Origin of the sequence: Arthrobacter sp. GCM10027362, assembly GCF_042679445.1 — a bacterium.
Lineage (GTDB): Bacteria > Actinomycetota > Actinomycetes > Actinomycetales > Micrococcaceae > Crystallibacter.
The window spans coordinates 15,407-30,837 of sequence record NZ_JBHTML010000027.1 but is presented as its reverse complement, the minus strand read 5'-3'; the positions used below and the strand labels follow the sequence as shown (position 1 = coordinate 30,837).

The following is a 15,431-nucleotide window of genomic DNA, read 5'->3' as shown; positions in this document are numbered from 1 at the left end:
CCCAATCGAGCCTGCCGGCGGATGCTGCGGCCCCGGCCGGCTCCCCCAAGGCCGGCCGGGGCCGTACTCTGCAGGACGAGCCGGCTGATCTGCTTGTGCCCGCCCATCCCCTGGGGTTTGCGCCGACCGGCATTCTTCACGGTCCGGCATCAGCAGACCTTGCCCGCCTCCTGCAAATCGGTGCCAATTCGCGCCCATCTACTTTGGTTAGCCTCTCCTAAATTCATAAGCTACAGTGGCACACGACCAATACGCAAAGGTTTCGTCACCTATTGGCGCTGTCCGGGGCAGGAAGTGCCGAGACCGGCGACCGCCGGCCAATGCCGCAGGAGCGAAACAGCGCGTGGACTGCACGCTGCCCCGGGCAGCGGCATCCGCCCCCGACTCCAGGAGGAGAACCATGTCCGCACCATCGACGATCACGGCCGCTGTTCGAACTGCGGCGATTCCAGCGGGCCCGGCCGCGGCACCACGGGCGGTGGCCGTGGTGCGCATCCTCCTCGGGGCCGTGCTCCTCTGGGCATTCGCCGACAAGGCCCTGGGCCTGGGCTACGCCACGCCCGCGGCCAGGAGCTGGATCGCGGGCGGATCCCCGACGGCGGGCTACCTCGGAAGCCTCGAGGGCTGGTTCGCCGGCCCCTTCTCTGCCCTGGCCGGCAATCCGGCCGTCGACTGGGCCTTCATGCTCGGCCTGCTCCTGGTCGGCGCCGCCCTGGTGCTCGGGATTGCGCTCCGTGCCGCCGCCGTCGGAGGCGTATGCCTGATGGTCCTGATGTGGCTGACGGCCCTGCCCATCAAGACCAACCCGGTGCTTGACGAGCACGTCATCTATGCCGCGGTGATGGTGGCGCTGGCCGTGGCCAGGGCCGGACACACCTGGGGGTTCGGGCGCCGGTGGGAGGAAGTCCTCGGCGCCGCGCCCCGGCCGCTGGCCACAGCCCTCGCCTAGCGCGGCGCAGACCCCTGGACCTCGCGGGGGGGGGGCGCTCGGTGCCTCCGCGAGGGTCCCGTCGGCGAAATTGATGCCGCCCCGGGAGTCCTTCCACCCCGACGGTGCCCGCATTGAACCATAAGCATGCTGACTATTCCTTCCGGATGAGATAAAACAGGGTCATGCCTTCACAGACCGTCCAGAAGTACGACGTCGTCATTGTCGGCGGTGGAATCGCAGGCCTCAGTGCCGCCTTGGTGCTCGGGCGGGCCCGCCGCAAAGTGGCCGTAGTGGATGCCGGGCAGCCCCGCAACCGTGTTGCGGGGCATGTCCACGGCTTTCCGACCCGGGACGGCGCCAGTCCGGCGGAACTGCTCAAGGCAGCCCGCGAGGAGGTGTACCGCTACGGCGTGGAGCTCATTGCGGGGACCGTGGCCAAGGTGGCAACCGGCCTTCGGCTGGAACTCTCCGACGGCAACAGCCTTCATTCCCGCCATGTGATCCTTGCAGGCGGGCTGCAGGATGTACTTCCGGACCTGGAGGGGGCGTCCGACTGCTGGGGGAGGGACCTCCTCCAGTGCCCGTATTGCCACGGCTGGGAGGTGCGGGACCGAAGGCTCGGCGTGCTGGGGACCTCGGAATCTTCGGTGCAGCAGGCGCTCTTGGTCCGCCAGTGGTCCGACAGGGTCACGTTCTTCCCGCATACTTCCGGCGATCCGGCCGCTTCGGACGCGGCCCATTTGGCCGCCCGGGGCGTACAAACGGTGTCCGGACAGGTGCGCCGGCTGGTCAGCAACGGGGACGGCCTGACCGGCCTGGAAGTCGACGGCGCCGGGGTTGTGCCCTGTGACGCCCTGTTCATCGAGCCCGGGTCCGCCGTCGACCGTGGTGTTGCGGCGGCCTTGGACTGCTCCTATGCGGAGGACGGCTGTCTCACCACGGATGACCTGGGGCGAACCAGCGTCGAGCGCGTCTGGGCCGCGGGCAACGCCACGGACCCGGCCGCTCAGTTGGTCAGCGCGGCCGGGGACGCGTACCGCGTAGCGGTCTCGGTCAACGCCGAACTGGTCCGGGAAGATGTGGAAGCGGCCATGGGGCAGCCTGTCCTCCATCACACGGAGCAGTGATTTGAACATCCAGGCAGCCTGTGGGCCCCGGCAAGCCTGTGGCGGCCTTCGCTGGAACCAGTGAAATGGCCGTGCGAGGATCGCCCATGACGGGGACCGGCGCCGTCCCGCCCTGGCTGCGCCGAATAGGCATCGAAGTGCTCGGTTGGGTACTCATCGTGGTCGGACTCGCCGCGCTCGTTCTGCCCGGACCTGGCCTGCTCGCGCTCGCGGCCGGCCTGGTGGTTCTGTCCCTGCAGTATGCATGGGCCAAACGGCTGCTGGCCTCGATCAGGACGCTGGCGTTCAGGAGCGCGGCGAAGGAGGTGCGGACCTGGCCTCGTATCATTGCCGGCACTTTGAGCGGACTTGCGGTTGTCAGCGCAGGAATCCTGTGGGGTATCCGGCCGCCGGCGCCCGAATGGTGGGCTCTCGGCGACCACTGGTGGCTTCCCGGCGGGTGGGGCACCGGGGCGGCCCTGATTGTCTCCGGACTGACCGCACTGGCCCTTATTGTTTACAGCTTCCGCAAATTCCGCCGGCCACGAACCGGTGCGCACCGCCGACCGGGAACCTAGGCGTACCGCAGCCACCGAAGGTGCCGCCGGCACCGCGGGCGGTGTTTCCCGTGCAACCCGGCGGACGCAACGGGCCCTTCGGTACCAGCTTCCACTCAGTGCCGGTTTCCGCGGCGGCTCCCTTGCGCTAGCTGATCACCGCGTCCACCAGCGCCTTGGCCTCGGCCTGGACCTGCTTCAGGTGCTCCTCGCCCTTGAAGGACTCGGCGTAGATCTTGTATACATCCTCGGTGCCGGACGGGCGGGCGGCGAACCACGCGTTCTCGGTGACCACCTTCAGGCCTCCGATCGGCGCGCCGTTGCCCGGGGCCTCCGTCAGCTTGGCCGTGATCGGCTCGCCGGCCAGCTCGGTGGCGGTAACGTCCGCGGCGGAGAGCTTGGCCAGGGCGGCCTTCTGCTCCCGGGTCGCCGGGGCGTCGATCCGGGCATACACCGGTGCCCCGAACTTCGTGGTCAGCTCGGCGTAGAGCTCCGAAGGCGACTTTTCGGTGACGGCCTTGATTTCCGAGGCCAGCAGTGCCAGCAGGATGCCATCCTTGTCCGTGGACCAGGGCTTGCCGTTGAAACAGACGAAGGACGCGCCCGCGGATTCCTCGCCGCCGAAGACGCCCGCGCCGGAGAGCAGGCCCGGAACGAACCACTTGAAGCCCACCGGGACCTCCACCAGCTTCCGGCCCAGGTCCGCGGCGACGCGGTCGATGATCGAGGAGGACACCAGCGTCTTGCCCACGGAGGCGTCGGCCGGCCACAGCGGGCGGTGGGTGTACAGGTATTGGATGGCCACCGCCAGGTAATGGTTCGGGTTCATCAGCCCGGCGTCCGGGGTGACTATCCCGTGCCGGTCCGCATCGGCGTCATTGCCGGTGGCGATCTCGAATTCGGCGGAGCGGCCGATCAGCGAGGCCATGGCGTAGGGGGAGGAGCAGTCCATCCGGATCTTCTCGTCCCAGTCCACCGTCATGAAGGCCCACTGGGGGTCCACGGTGGAATTGACCACCGTCAGGTTCAGGTTGTACCGCTCTCCGATGGCGCCCCAGTAGTCCACCGAGGCCCCGCCCATCGGGTCCGCCCCGATGCGCACATTCGCCTCGCGGATGGCGTCCAGGTCCAGGACCTGCGGCAGGTCGGCCACGTAGTTGTTCAGGAAATCGTAGGAACCGATCGCCCCGGACAGCTGGGCCTGGCCGAGCGGAATCCGCTTGACCTCCCGGAGGCCGCCCTCGAGCAGTTCGTTGGCGCGGTTGGCGATCCAGCCGGTTGCATCCGAATCGGCCGGCCCGCCGTGCGGGGGGTTGTACTTGAACCCGCCGTCCGAGGGCGGGTTGTGGGACGGGGTGATGACGATGCCGTCGCCCTGGGCGTCCGGGTGCTCGGCGTTGTGCTTGAGGATCGCGTGGCTGACGGCGGGCGTCGGGGTCCAGCCGGTGCGGGCATCGACCCAGACGGTCACGCCGTTGGCCGCAAGCACCTCCAGCGCGGTGTCCTGCGCCGGGTCGGAGAGGGCATGGGTGTCCTTGCCGACCAAGAGCGGCCCGGTGATGCCCTGGCCGGCACGGTACTCCACGATGGCTTGGGTGATCGCGGCAATGTGGTTCTCGTTGAACGAGCCGTTCAGGCTGGTCCCGCGGTGCCCGGACGTTCCGAAGGCCACCCGCTGGGCCGGGTCGGACAGGTCCGGCTTGACGTCGAAGTACGCGTCCCGCAGGGCCGTCAGGTTAACAAGATCGCTGGGAAGGGCCAGGGTGCCCGCACGGTTTGCCATGGGTCCAGCATGCCAAAGTTGCCGCCGCCGCGGCAGGATGGTTACCGCATGTTGGCAGATTACGACGGCGGTCCGGCAGCTGCTGCCGTCCCGCCGCCGATTGTTGCGAAGCCGGCCGCCATGAACCCGGAAAGGCCGCCCGTCCGGCTTCCCGTCCCTGCCACGGCCTAGACTGGTGGCAGGGAGATGTCGGCCTTTATCACCGAGGGGGAGCAGCAGATGGCAGGCAGCGGGCAGGGGAACACTCCGCCATTCAACGACCCGACCAATCCGGGGTGGTATACGGATCCATACGCGAAGAAGCCGGAGCAGCCGGCGCAGCCGGCGCCGCCGTCGAACCCGGTCATCCCGCCGGGTCCCGGCTACGGCCCGCAGGGGGTGCCCGGCTACCAGCAGCCGTTCTACGGCTACGGCCAGCAGGCGAAGAAGGGCCTGAGCATCGCCGCGCTGGTCTGCGGCATCGTCTCCGTGGTGACCATCGGGTTGTTCTTTATCCCGCAGGTCCTGGCCATTGTCTTCGGGCACCTGGCCCTGCGCCGCGAGCCGGCGGGCAAGCCCCTGGCGCTGACGGGCCTGATCATGGGGTACGTGGTGGCCGGAATCTGGGCCGTGATGCTGTTCTTCATCTCGCTCGGGGCTGTGTTCGGATCCTAGCCTCCCGGGAAAGCGCCGGCTGACCGGCGCACGCTTTCCAGCTGTGCCGCGACCGCCAGCAGCTGTGCCTCGGACCCGGGCGGCCCGATCAGCTGGATGCCCATCGACAGCCCCGCCGCGGTGGTGTGCACCGGCACCGCCACGGCGGGCAGCCCGCAGACATTGACCATGGAGCTGTAGGGCGAGTACTGGCACTGGCGCATGTAGTCCACCTCCGGGTCCATCCCGGTGTACCAGCCCAGCGGCCGGGGCGTCTGCGCCAGCGCCGGGGTCAGCACCATGTCGTAACCGGCGTACTGGGCCCGGGTGTCCTCGGCGAACCTGGCCAGGACGGCGAGTGCTTCGGCCACCTCGCCGGCGGACCGTTGCAGGGCGCGCCGGCGGAAAGCGCGCGTGAGCGGCATCAGCTGTGCCTCCCGGCTGGCCGGAATCCTCAGGTTCGCCAGCGATGAGGTCCAGGTGGTGCCGAAGGCCTGCGGGTAACGGTTGTCGTAGCGGAAAGCGGTTTCAACGACGTCGTGCCCCAGCCCCACCAGCAGCCGGACACCCTCGTCCAGGGCGGCCTGCGCCTCGGGCTCCAGCCCCACCGGGTAGGCGGCGGCGAACGGCGAGAGCGTGCTGAGGCCAATCCGGAACCGGCCCTCGGCGTGCAGGGCGGCGGCCACCGGCGGCGCCTCCCCGGAGACGGTCGCTTCCAGCGCGGCCAGCGCCAGTTTGTCCGCCCGCAACGCCCGAGCCAGCGGATGGCGCGCCAGCCTGGCAATGACTTCGGCGCGGCCCAGCAGGAGCCCCGCCTGCGGGCCGCCCAGGAGTTTGTCACCGCTGGCGATGACGACGTCGGCACCGGATACCAGCGCACTTGCGATATCGGGCTCCTCAGGCAGCACGGGGTCCGGGGCGAGCAGACCGCTGCCGAGATCGACCACCAAGGGGACATGGTGTTCATCGGCCAGGGACCGGAGTTCGCTGACGCCGACGCCGGAGGTGAAGCCGCTGACCCGGAAATTGCTCGGGTGGACCTTGAGCAGGCAGCCGGTCTGCTCCCCCATGGCGGACTCGTAATCGCGCAGGTGCGTCCGGTTGGTGGTGCCCACTTCCCGCAAACGGGCACCGGTCGATTCGATCAGTTCGGGAAGCCTGAAGCCCGCGCCGATTTCGACGAGCTCCCCTCGGCTGACGACCACCTCCCCGGTGCCGGCCAGGACGGTGGTGGCCAGCAGCAGGGCTGCCGCCCCGTTGTTCACTGTTAGCGCATCCTCGGCAGAGGGACAGGCTCGCAGCAGTGCCTGGCGCGCGCCGGCCCCGCGCCGGGAGCGCGTCCCGGACGGCAGGTCCATTTCGACGTCGACGTAACCGGCCGCCGTGAGCAAAGCCTCCCGGGCGGACGCCGACAGCGGGGCGCGTCCCAGGTTCGTGTGCACGATGACGCCGGTGGCGTTGAATACCGGTCGCAATGAGGTGGCCGCGCGGGATGATACTGCGGCCAGGATCTCCGGTTCGACGTCCTCGGGGGCAAGCTGGCCGGAACGCGCCTGGTCCTGGATCTCCTGAACGATGGAACGGATCACATCATCGCCGAGGCGTCCCCGGGCGCGCCGAAGCTCCGGGTGCGCGAGCAGCCGGTCGGTGCGCGGAATAAGCCTACGCGGATCGTTTTTGCCCACGGCCCTCCTTCCGGGGGTCGCCTTCAGCTGCGGCAGTTGGCGGAGGCGGACGGGAATCGAACCCGCCAGACCGAGCTACTCGGTCTCACCGGTTTTGAAGACCGGGGAGCCCACCAGGACCCAGACGCCTCCAACAGGATGCTAACAGTTTCTGGTTTGTGGAAGGCCGTTCCTGACAAACCCGGCATTTGCACGCTCGACAAGCCGTGGGAGCCGCACTGTGGAGCGGCGTCGGGCAGCAGGCGCGGACCACCCGGTGCCCCCCCCCCCCCGCGCGAGGAGCGGGCGGTGCGCAGCCCCAGCGGGCCGCGAACTCACCGTCCAGCCGCTCACGGAGCGAACCACGCACCGACCCGGCCCCGGCGGATCCTGGCGCATTCCACGAACGTCGTGGAACAAGGACCCGGGCACCGTTGATGTCCGCGTCGAGTCTCTTGCCGCAGAAGCGGCACACGAATTTGTCCCGGGAAGCCCGGTTCAGCCGGTGCATGAAGTGGCAGCCGGAGCACTCCTGCGAGGAATAGGCCGGGTTCACCTCGGACACCCCGAGGCCGGTGTCCTCGCGCAGCGCCGTGAGCTTCCTTCTCACAGCCGCCCGGCCGAACCGGGTGATCAGGCGGTTGGGCCTTTTGCCCAGCCCGCCGCCGCGGAAGTCCAGCTTCTCCACCACGAGCCCGGCGATGTCCTGGCGGGAGAGCCGGTTCAGGAGGCGGTTGACCTCGTTGGCGATGTAGGCGCGCATCCGGTGCGGGAGCTTTTGGTAACGCTTGTTCGTCTTCCGCGGGATGCCCTGCCGCTGGAGCGCCGGGCGAGTTCGACGGCCTGCCGGTCCAGTTCGGACAGGTACGGCAGCACCGCCTGCCCGAGCAGGCGCCCGTCGCCGGTGGCGAACAGGGCCACCATCCCGAAATCCAGCCCGAGCCACTGCCCGTCCTGCGGGCGCGGTCCGGCCACCGGGGACTTCTTCACGAGCACGAACCGGACGGACCTGTCCGGTGTGACGCTCACCTGCACGAAGTTTGAAAGTTCGCCGGGCGCCTCGTTGAAGCGCCGGTTCGCGGTGAGCGGGATGCGCACCGGCCTGCGCTTATCCAGGGTGCTGATCCGGACCCAGTAATCGAACCGGGAACGCGCGTCCGCCGCCTCGACCTGCGCGACGGCCCCGTCCATAAGCATGGTGTTCACCTCGGACAGGTCCGGGCGGCGCACCTTCGTGCGGGAGAGTCGCTTGGCCATGTGCCGCAGCAGCCTCAGGTGTTCTGCCGGGACCGGGCAGTCCTCCCCGGCCCACTGCCGGGAGGGTTTCCCGCCGCCGTAATCGACATCCCCGGTCTCCTTGTGCACGAGCACCGGCAGGGAGAGCTCCTTGGCGTACCATGCCCGCCTCGCGTTCACCCGCTACAGGACCGTCTTCACGTCCGGATCCAGGGACGAGCCGGCGATGAGCTCCCGGGTCCCGGACTTGAGCAGTTCCTGCCACGAGCCCAGCGCCGCGTACGCCTGGTTGTACCCGGACTTGACCTGCCGGGCCGAGAGCACCGTCCCGAAGTCCAGGTCACCGGCCTTGGTGCCCATGCGTTTTTCGAGCACCGCGCCGTTCAGGAATGCCCGGTGCAGCTGGGCCTGCATCCCGCAGAGCGCCTCCCGCCACGGGCCCAGCAGCGCCCGTACCTTTTCGAGCTTGCCACGATTGCCGGAGTGCGCCAGCGGGTACGCGCGCACCCTCATCCCGGCCACGGACGCTGCCGCGCCGGTCATGACCCGGCGCCCTGTTCGTTCTCGTGCCCGGGGTCGCGCAGCAGGCGCCGGGCAGGTCCCTCGCCCCGCACCGGCCGCACCGCCGGGGCGCGAACGGGAAAACATTGCCGGGGACATACCCCGACAGCTCCGGCGGCCACACCTCTTCCATGGCCCCACGCTATGCTCCGGCACCGACAAAACAGGGCCGCACGAACTAAGGTCCCCGCCCAAAAGGCCTGCGGCGGCCCGCCCGCGACGATGGCGGCGGCCGGAAAGCAGGCGGGACTGGACCCGGCACGGCACCAAGGCTGCGGGCCATACCTGCCGGAACTGCGGAAACCTGGATGTGTGGCTGGGCCGGCACGCACCCGGACAGCTTCATGCAGTGACCATGCGAATCCGACCCAGGCTTTTCCACGGTTCTCCATATATCGAAGAATTAGTCCAAACACTGCCCGACTCTCCTAGACTAAGGGCCATGGAAGGGATCACGGCCCTAGACCAGGAACAGTCCGGAACGGTCCGGCTCACCGGCTATGCGCATGGCGGAGGGTGCGCCTGCAAGATTCCCCCCGGGGAGCTCGAGGACGTCGTCCGCGGCCTGGTCGGACAGACCCACCCCGGCGTCCTGGTGGGGCTCGACGGCGGCGATGATGCCTCCGCTGTGCTGGTCGGCGACGACCTCGCGGTCCTCTCGACGGCGGATTTCTTCACTCCGGTGGTCGACGACGCCTACGACTGGGGCCGGATCGCGGCCGCGAACGCCATTTCCGACATCTATGCCATGGGCGGGCGTCCCGTCAGCGCCATCAACCTTGTCGGCTGGCCGCGGGACGTGCTGCCGATGGAGTTGCTGACCGAGGTTCTGCGCGGCGGGCTGGCGGTTGCCTCCGAAGCCGGCTGCCCGGTGACGGGAGGGCACTCAATCGATGACCCGGAACCCAAATACGGCATGGCGGTGACCGGCGTCGCCGACCCCGGCAAGCTGCTTCGCAACGATGCTGCCCGGCCCGGGCTGCCGCTCACGCTGACCAAGCCGATCGGCCTGGGCTTGTTGAACAACCGGCACAAGCAAACCGGCGAGGTATTCGCCGAGGCCATCGCAACGATGGTGCAGTTGAACCGGGAGGCCGCCGAGGCAGCCGTGCAGCGCGGTCTCCGGGCCGCGACGGATGTCACCGGTTTCGGCCTGCTGGGCCATCTCTACAAGATGTGCCGGGCCTCCGGCGTGGGTGCGGTCATCGACCGCGCCGCGGTGCCGCTGGTCTCCGGCGCCCGGGAAGCGCTGCGGGACGGCTTCATCTCCGGCGGAACGCGGCGCAACCTGGAGTGGGTCCGTCCCCATCTGCGGCCGGGACCGGGGGTCTCCGAGGAGGACCTGCTGATGCTCGCCGACGCCCAGACCTCCGGCGGCCTGCTTGTGGTGGGCGAACTGTCCGGGCACCCCGTCGTCGGACACACGACCGAGGGCCCCGGAATCGAAGTCCGCTAAGGCTGCGGACCGTCGGCTTATTCGGCCGTGGTGATCGAATCGTGCACAATGCCTGCCCGGCGGCGTGCAGCGAGCCGGTTCTTCTGCGGTTCGATAGTATAACGGGGGTTTTCGGTGGAACGGATGCCGGCACGCAGGATCCCGAACCGGGTGAGGGCCGAGGCGCCGAGCAGCGCCACGCCCGAGATTGCCGCGGTGAGCCGGTGCCGGCCGCCGACGAGCGCGCCGATGCCGCCGGCGACGGCCAGCCGTTCACTCCAGGCGAGCATCCGCCCCGGCCCGTCCAAGTGCAGGGGCTCGGCCGCAACAGGATCCATGTTCTTCTCCATGAACCGGGTAGCGATCAGCTCGCCGGCGACTCCGAGCACCGCGAGTGCCCGGGCCGGCCCGGTCTCCTTGGCCGGGGTGGTAATCATGGCCAGGCCCGCCGCGGCGAGACTGGCAGAACTGACGAAGACGAAGGGCAGATCCTCCCGAGCGGCGTTCCAGGTCGGATTCGCGGTGTCCGACAGCAGGACCGCGGTGTAGGCGGACAGCGGGGCCGCGAACACGGCGGCTTCCACCCCCGCCGGCCCTTCGATCCCCCGCAGCAGCCGGCGCAGCGGCCCGAGCGGCAGCCGCGAGCCGGTCATCCGGTCGATTTCGGAAACGGCGGAGACTCCGGCGCCGGCGCTGAACGCCGTCAGGATCCATGAGCCCAGGCTCATCGGCGATGTGGGCTTGATGGTGCGAAGCATGTTGAGGAACCGCTCGGGGCGGCCCAGGTCCTCCACCAGGGCCACGGCTCCCACCCCGACGGCAGCGAGCGCGGCCAGCCGGCTGTTACGGCACAGAACCGGCTTGCCGGTCAGCTGCGCGCCGACGCCGAGCAGCGCCGAGCCGCCGGCCACTCCCCCGAGGAAGAGGTAGACGGCGATCGGGTCTCCCCACGGCGGCGGCTTGACAACCGGCCGGCCGTAATAGGAAGTGAACTCGGCCTCGGGAACCACCGGCACTTCGACGCGGCCCTCGCCCGTCCCGGCGCGGGGGCGCTTGCCGCCCCGCTTGCGCCGGCGCGGCGGTTCGGGCGGGCGGTATTCGTCGAAGTCGGAGACCGTCAAGCCCGGCCTCCCACCAGGAAGGCCGCGGTGGCGGCGGCCAGCATGCCGGCGGCGGCAATGCCCGCCCGCTTGAACATGCGCGGCAGGTCTGCCGTGGGCACCCGGGGGTCCGGCGGCAGCCCGTACACCTCCGGTTCGTCCAGCAGCAGGAAGACGGACCCGGTGCCGCCGACGCCGTCGGAATCATTGGCTCCGTAGAGCCGCGCCTCGGTCAGCCCCTGCGCATGCAGTTCGGCCACCCGTTCCTTCGCGGTGGCCACCATGTCCTCGCGCGCGCCGTACTTGATCGATGTCGTAGGGCAGGTTTGGGCGCACGCGGGCGTCTGACCGTCAACGATCCGGTCGTAGCACAAGGTGCACTTCTGGGCGACGCCGACGTTGCGGGTCGGGGCCTGTTCCCCCGGAGTGAACTCGCGCTCGGTCTTCGGCCCTGCCGTGCCGTCGCGGCGCCGCTCGATCACTCCGAACGGGCACCCTGCCACGCAGGTTCCGCAGCCGTTGCATACATCGTCCTGTACGACGACGGTTCCGTGCTCCGTGCGGAACAAGGCACCGGTGGGACAGACGTCGAGGCACCCGGCGTTGGTGCAGTGCTTGCACACATCGGAGGACATCAGCCACCGGAAGTCGGGGGTGTCCGGCGGCGTCGTGTCGGCGCCGGCCAGGTTCGCCGCCTGATCCTGCCCCGGTGGGCCAAAGCCAGGCATACCCAGATTGACAAGAGCCCGACCGGATTCGCGGGCTCGGCCGATCTGCTCCCGGTCCTGCTCGATGAACGCGACGTGGCGCCAGGTGTCCGCTCCGAGAGACCCGGTGTTGTCATAGGAGGACTCGAGCAGTTCGTATCCTGAGTCTTTTGAGTCGTGGGGGTTGCGGTTCCATTCCTTGCACGCGACCTCGCAGGCCTTGCACCCGATGCAGATCGAGGTATCGGTGAAGAAGCCCTTCCGGGAATGCCCGGTGTGCCTGAGGTGGTCCGGAGATTCGGTCAGCCGGTTCATTCAGTCCTCCTCCTTCGTCTCGTGGCCCGATGCCCGGCCGGGACCGGTGACCTTCTGGTTGCCGGTCTCCGGTGTCACCCCCGCGCGGGTCTGGTATTCGGCGATCAGCGAAAGGAGCGCGGCGCCGCGCGGCCGCCGCCCCGGGACGATATCGCACGACCCGGCCTTGGACTCCTGGATCTGCACGTTCGGATCGAGTGTCACGCCAAGCAGGTCGTTGGCCGCGTCCCCGGAAACCACGGCGTCCTGCCCGACGCCCCAGTGGTAGGGCAGTCCGATCTGGTGGAAGGTCCGCCCGCTCACGACCAGCGGCTTCACCCGCTCGGTCACCAGCACTCTGGCCTCGATCGCCGACCGGGGCGAGATGATGGTGGCCCATCCGTAAGGTTCCAGTCCTCGTTCGGCTGCCAGTTCCGGGGACACTTCGCAGAACATTTCCGGCTGGAGCTCCGAGAGGTAGGGCAGCCATCGGCTCATCCCGCCGGCTGTGTGATGCTCGGTCAGGCGGTACGTGGTGAACACATACGGGTAGACCTCGGAACCGGGCTCGCCTGCGCTGGGCGCGCTGAGGTTGTCCGCGCGCGGATAGGTCAGCCGGGCAGGGTTCTGCTGCTGCCGATAGAGCGGGTTGGCGATTGGGGACTCCTGGGGCTCGTAGTGCGTTGGCAGGGGTCCGTCCACCATGCCCTTCGGCGCGAACAGCCATCCCTTGCCATCCGATTGCATGATGAACGCATCGTCGCCGCCGAGCGCCGCGGCGCCGCCGGCGTCGAGGTCCGCAGGAGTCCCCGGGGCGAGGTCCACGGGGAAGTCCGGCACGTCCTCGCCGGTCCACCGGTTCTGCTGCGGGTCCCACCAGATGTACTTCTTGCGCTCGCTCCACGGTTTGCCGTCGGGGTCCGCCGATGCCCGGTTGTAGAGAATCCTCCGGTTCGCAGGCCACACCCAGCCCCATTCGGGGGCGGACGAGCCCTGCTCCTGCCCCGGTTTCCGATCGGCGGCATGGTTGATACCGTCCGCGTAGACCCCGGTGTAGATCCAGCATCCGCCCGACGTCGACCCGTCGGCGCGCATCTGAGTGTAGGACGAGAGGGGCCTGCCGGCCTGCGGCCCGGTCAGATGCATGCCGTTGATTTCCGCGAGCACCGCCTCGGCGTCGGGCTCGCCGTGTTCATTGAGGGGATAGTCCCACGTCAAGTCCAGCAGCGGCCGGTCCCGCTCATCGGTCGAATCCGCCAGCTTCGCCCGGATGCGCTTGCCCAGTTCATAGAAGAACTCCAGTTCGCTCTGGCAATCGCCGGGCGGCCGGACAGCCTGGTGGCGCCATTGGAGCATCCGCTGCGTCTGCGTGAAGGAACCGGCCTTCTCCACATGGGTGGCTGCCGGCATGAAGAAGACCTCGGTGGCTATGTCTTCGGTCTTGAGTTCGCCCGAGGCGATCTCCGGACCGTCCTTCCACCACGTCGCCGATTCGATCAGGCTCAGGTCGCGCACGACCAGCCATTTCAGGTGGGACATGCCCAGCCGCTGCATCCGCCCGTGGGCCGACCCGACGGCCGGGTTCTGGCCGAAGAGGAAGTAGCCCTCGATGTCGTCATCGAGCATGCTCATGACCGTCTCATACGTGCCGTGAGGGCCGTTGATCCGGGGCAGGTACTGGTAGCCCCATTCCGAGTCCTCGTTGGCCGCATCGCCCCACCAGGCCTTGAGCAGACTGACGGTGTAGGTATCGGCGGCCGCCCAGTATCCCTTCTGGGTCGGCGAGGCGATGCCGTCCAGGTATTGCTGCAGGGTCTCCATCTCGGCCTTGGGCATCGGGAGGTAGCCCGGCAGCAAGTTGAACAGGGTCGGAATGTCGGTGGAACCCTGGATGCTGGCATGACCGCGCAGCGCCATGATCCCCCCGCCAGGCCGTCCCACATTGCCCAGCAGCAACTGCAGGATTGCCGCGGTCCGGATGAACTGGGCGCCCAGGGTGTGCTGTGTCCACCCGACAGCGTACGCGAAACACGTCGTCCGGTCCCGTCCGGAGTTCTCCGTGACGGCCCGGGCCAGATAGTCGAAATCCTCGAGGGAAATACCGCAGGCCTCGCGGACCATCTCGGGGGTGTAGCGCGCATAGTGCCGCTTGAGGATCTGGAACACGGTCCGCGGGTGCTCCAGCGTGGGGTCTTGTTCGAATCGAGGGTTTCCGATCGGCGGGCCCCCGCTGCCGTACTGGTGGCCGGCCGCCCGCGCCGCGGTATCGGCGCCGTGCTCGTGCCCGCCGGGCTCTTCCGCCCCATCCTTGCGCTCATAGGCCCAGGAAGACAGGTCGTACTGCCCGGTCCCGGGGTCGAATCCGGAGAACAATCCGTCCAAATCCTCGGTGTCACGGAAGTCTTCGCCGACCAACGTCGCCGCGTTGGTGTAGGCGAGCACGTACTCCTTGAACCACAGTTCGTTGCTGATCACGTAGTTGATCAGGGCGCCAAGCAGCACAACGTCCGACCCGGCGCGGATGGGCACATGCTTGTCGGCCACCGCGCTGGTGCGGGTGAACCGCGGGTCCACATGGATGACCTTTGCCCCCCGGGCCTTGGCCTCCGTCACCCACTGGTAGCCCACGGGGTGGCACTCGGCCATGTTCGAGCCCTGGATGACGATACAGTCGGAATTTGCCATGTCCTGGAGCGATTGTGTGGCGCCTCCCCGCCCAAAGGAGGTTCCCAAACTGGGAACCGTGGCGGAGTGTCAAATGCGGGCCTGGTTCTCCAGTTGGATGGCTCCTGCGGCGGTGAAGAGCTTCTTGATCAGGTAGTTCTCTTCATTATCCAGCGTTGCCCCGCCCAAGCCGGCAATGCCCATGGTGCGGCGCAGCGGCCGGCCCTGCTCATCGTTCTGCTGCCAGTTGTTCCGGCGTGCCTTGAGGAATCTGTCGGCCACCATCTCGATGGCGGTGTTCAGGTCCAGCTGCTGCCAGTCCTTGGCGTGGGGTGCCCGATAGAGCACCTTTGTCTGCCTGCCGGGCGCATTGACCAGTTGCTCGCTGGCCGATCCTTTGGGGCAGAGCCTCCCCCGGGAAATCGGTGAATCCGGGTCCCCTTCGATTTGGACGACCTTTTCGTCCTTGACGAAGACACGCTGGCCGCATCCGACGGCGCAGTAGGGGCACACGCTCTGAACCACTCGGTCCGCAGTTGACGTCCGCGGCGTGATCCCGCGGGTCCTCGGCGATGTCACGGCTTCGCCGCGGCCGAGTGGATCACTCGACCCGAATTGCCGTACCACCGGCCATCCTAAGAAGCTGAACCGCGACATGCGCCCACCATAGCCCATCACCCCTCCCCGACAACAGGGGTGCACCGCAACTGCGGCCGGAGCGGATCCGTCATTGGTCATTGATGCGAATACTGGGCTGACT

12 protein-coding genes, 1 tRNA gene and 2 pseudogenes are annotated in these 15,431 nt (G+C 68.5%); 5 read left to right on the top strand and 10 right to left on the bottom strand.

Translation table 11 applies throughout. The features are described from left to right. Positions 1-400: 400 nt before the first annotated feature. The 3 genes from ACFQ36_RS06750 to ACFQ36_RS06740 all read left to right on the top strand — a co-directional run bounded on the left by ACFQ36_RS06750 (position 401) and on the right by ACFQ36_RS06740 (position 2,615). On the top strand, positions 401-949 hold the full coding sequence (locus tag ACFQ36_RS06750) for a hypothetical protein (RefSeq protein ID WP_377011895.1): 549 nt from the start codon (positions 401-403) through the stop codon (positions 947-949). Between the two features lie 164 nt (positions 950-1,113). Beyond that, the gene (locus ACFQ36_RS06745) at positions 1,114-2,058 is read left to right on the top strand and encodes an NAD(P)/FAD-dependent oxidoreductase (protein WP_377011893.1); all 945 of its coding nucleotides are present in this window, start codon (positions 1,114-1,116) and stop codon (positions 2,056-2,058) included. 86 nt (positions 2,059-2,144) lie between these two features. Beyond that, positions 2,145-2,615, top strand: coding sequence for a PGPGW domain-containing protein (locus ACFQ36_RS06740; RefSeq protein ID WP_377011891.1), 471 nt, complete (start codon positions 2,145-2,147; stop codon positions 2,613-2,615). A gap of 127 nt (positions 2,616-2,742) precedes the next feature. Here the strand turns inward: ACFQ36_RS06740 and pgm are convergent, their stop codons facing one another. Continuing rightward, positions 2,743-4,377, bottom strand: a complete 1,635-nt coding sequence (gene pgm, locus ACFQ36_RS06735) for a phosphoglucomutase (alpha-D-glucose-1,6-bisphosphate-dependent) (protein WP_377011889.1) — start codon at positions 4,375-4,377, stop codon at positions 2,743-2,745. A 186-nt stretch (positions 4,378-4,563) separates the two neighbouring features. Between pgm and ACFQ36_RS06730 the strand changes: the two genes are divergently transcribed. Continuing rightward, positions 4,564-5,031, top strand: a complete 468-nt coding sequence (locus ACFQ36_RS06730) for a DUF4190 domain-containing protein (RefSeq protein WP_377011887.1) — start codon at positions 4,564-4,566, stop codon at positions 5,029-5,031. On the opposite strand, the pseudogene ACFQ36_RS06725 reads toward ACFQ36_RS06730, so the two are convergent. The 6 genes and pseudogenes from ACFQ36_RS06725 to ACFQ36_RS06700 form a co-directional block, all read right to left on the bottom strand. After that, positions 5,028-5,624, bottom strand: a pseudogene (locus ACFQ36_RS06725) (amidase family protein); the annotation flags it as partial. The gene ACFQ36_RS06730 and the pseudogene ACFQ36_RS06725 sit on opposite strands and share 4 nt — an antisense overlap. A 48-nt stretch (positions 5,625-5,672) precedes the next feature. Next, positions 5,673-6,695: pseudogene (selA, locus tag ACFQ36_RS06720) on the bottom strand (L-seryl-tRNA(Sec) selenium transferase); the annotation flags it as partial. A 37-nt stretch (positions 6,696-6,732) separates the two neighbouring features. Continuing rightward, positions 6,733-6,827: transfer RNA gene (locus ACFQ36_RS06715), tRNA-Sec, on the bottom strand. Continuing rightward, complete coding sequence (locus ACFQ36_RS06710; protein ID WP_377011885.1) at positions 6,781-7,437, bottom strand: zinc ribbon domain-containing protein; 657 nt, start codon at positions 7,435-7,437, stop codon at positions 6,781-6,783. The genes ACFQ36_RS06715 and ACFQ36_RS06710 overlap by 47 nt, the downstream gene beginning before the upstream one ends. Beyond that, positions 7,398-8,090 (bottom strand): hypothetical protein, encoded by a 693-nt coding sequence (locus tag ACFQ36_RS06705; RefSeq protein WP_377011883.1) that lies wholly within the window; start codon positions 8,088-8,090, stop codon positions 7,398-7,400. Before ACFQ36_RS06705 ends, ACFQ36_RS06710 begins: the two co-directional genes overlap by 40 nt. Before the next feature lie 3 nt (positions 8,091-8,093). Next, the gene (locus tag ACFQ36_RS06700) at positions 8,094-8,453 is read right to left on the bottom strand and encodes a hypothetical protein (RefSeq protein WP_377011881.1); all 360 of its coding nucleotides are present in this window, start codon (positions 8,451-8,453) and stop codon (positions 8,094-8,096) included. 460 nt (positions 8,454-8,913) lie between these two features. Here ACFQ36_RS06700 and selD point away from each other — a divergent pair, with 460 nt between their 5' ends. Next, entirely contained in the window at positions 8,914-9,927 is a 1,014-nt protein-coding gene (gene selD, locus ACFQ36_RS06695; protein WP_377011879.1) for a selenide, water dikinase SelD, read from the top strand. 17 nt (positions 9,928-9,944) lie between these two features. Here selD and nrfD read toward each other — a convergent pair whose 3' ends face one another. From nrfD to fdh, 3 genes are read right to left on the bottom strand one after another with little or no spacing between them, the layout of a single operon-like run. Continuing rightward, entirely contained in the window at positions 9,945-11,027 is a 1,083-nt protein-coding gene (gene nrfD, locus ACFQ36_RS06690; protein ID WP_377011877.1) for an NrfD/PsrC family molybdoenzyme membrane anchor subunit, read from the bottom strand. Next, a complete protein-coding gene (locus tag ACFQ36_RS06685; RefSeq protein ID WP_377011875.1) occupies positions 11,024-12,028 on the bottom strand; it encodes a 4Fe-4S dicluster domain-containing protein in 1,005 nt (334 codons plus the stop codon). The genes nrfD and ACFQ36_RS06685 overlap by 4 nt, the downstream gene beginning before the upstream one ends. Continuing rightward, positions 12,029-15,328 carry a formate dehydrogenase gene (gene fdh, locus ACFQ36_RS06680; RefSeq protein WP_377011874.1) on the bottom strand — a complete coding sequence of 1,100 codons (3,300 nt, stop codon included), beginning with the start codon at positions 15,326-15,328 and terminating at the stop codon, positions 12,029-12,031. Positions 15,329-15,431: the final 103 nt, after the last annotated feature.

Bases quoted from the DNA above. Each gene is read 5' to 3' on its own strand.
- ACFQ36_RS06750 (WP_377011895.1), top strand. From the start codon at position 401: ATGTCCGCACCATCGACGATCACGGCCGCTGTTCGAACTGCGGCGATT.
- ACFQ36_RS06745 (WP_377011893.1), top strand. From the start codon at position 1,114: ATGCCTTCACAGACCGTCCAGAAGTACGACGTCGTCATTGTCGGCGGT.
- ACFQ36_RS06740 (WP_377011891.1), top strand. From the start codon at position 2,145: ATGACGGGGACCGGCGCCGTCCCGCCCTGGCTGCGCCGAATAGGCATC.
- pgm (WP_377011889.1), bottom strand. From the start codon at position 4,377: ATGGCAAACCGTGCGGGCACCCTGGCCCTTCCCAGCGATCTTGTTAAC.
- ACFQ36_RS06730 (WP_377011887.1), top strand. From the start codon at position 4,564: ATGTCGGCCTTTATCACCGAGGGGGAGCAGCAGATGGCAGGCAGCGGG.
- ACFQ36_RS06710 (WP_377011885.1), bottom strand. From the start codon at position 7,437: ATGCGCGCCTACATCGCCAACGAGGTCAACCGCCTCCTGAACCGGCTC.
- ACFQ36_RS06700 (WP_377011881.1), bottom strand. From the start codon at position 8,453: ATGACCGGCGCGGCAGCGTCCGTGGCCGGGATGAGGGTGCGCGCGTAC.
- selD (WP_377011879.1), top strand. From the start codon at position 8,914: ATGGAAGGGATCACGGCCCTAGACCAGGAACAGTCCGGAACGGTCCGG.
- ACFQ36_RS06685 (WP_377011875.1), bottom strand. From the start codon at position 12,028: ATGAACCGGCTGACCGAATCTCCGGACCACCTCAGGCACACCGGGCAT.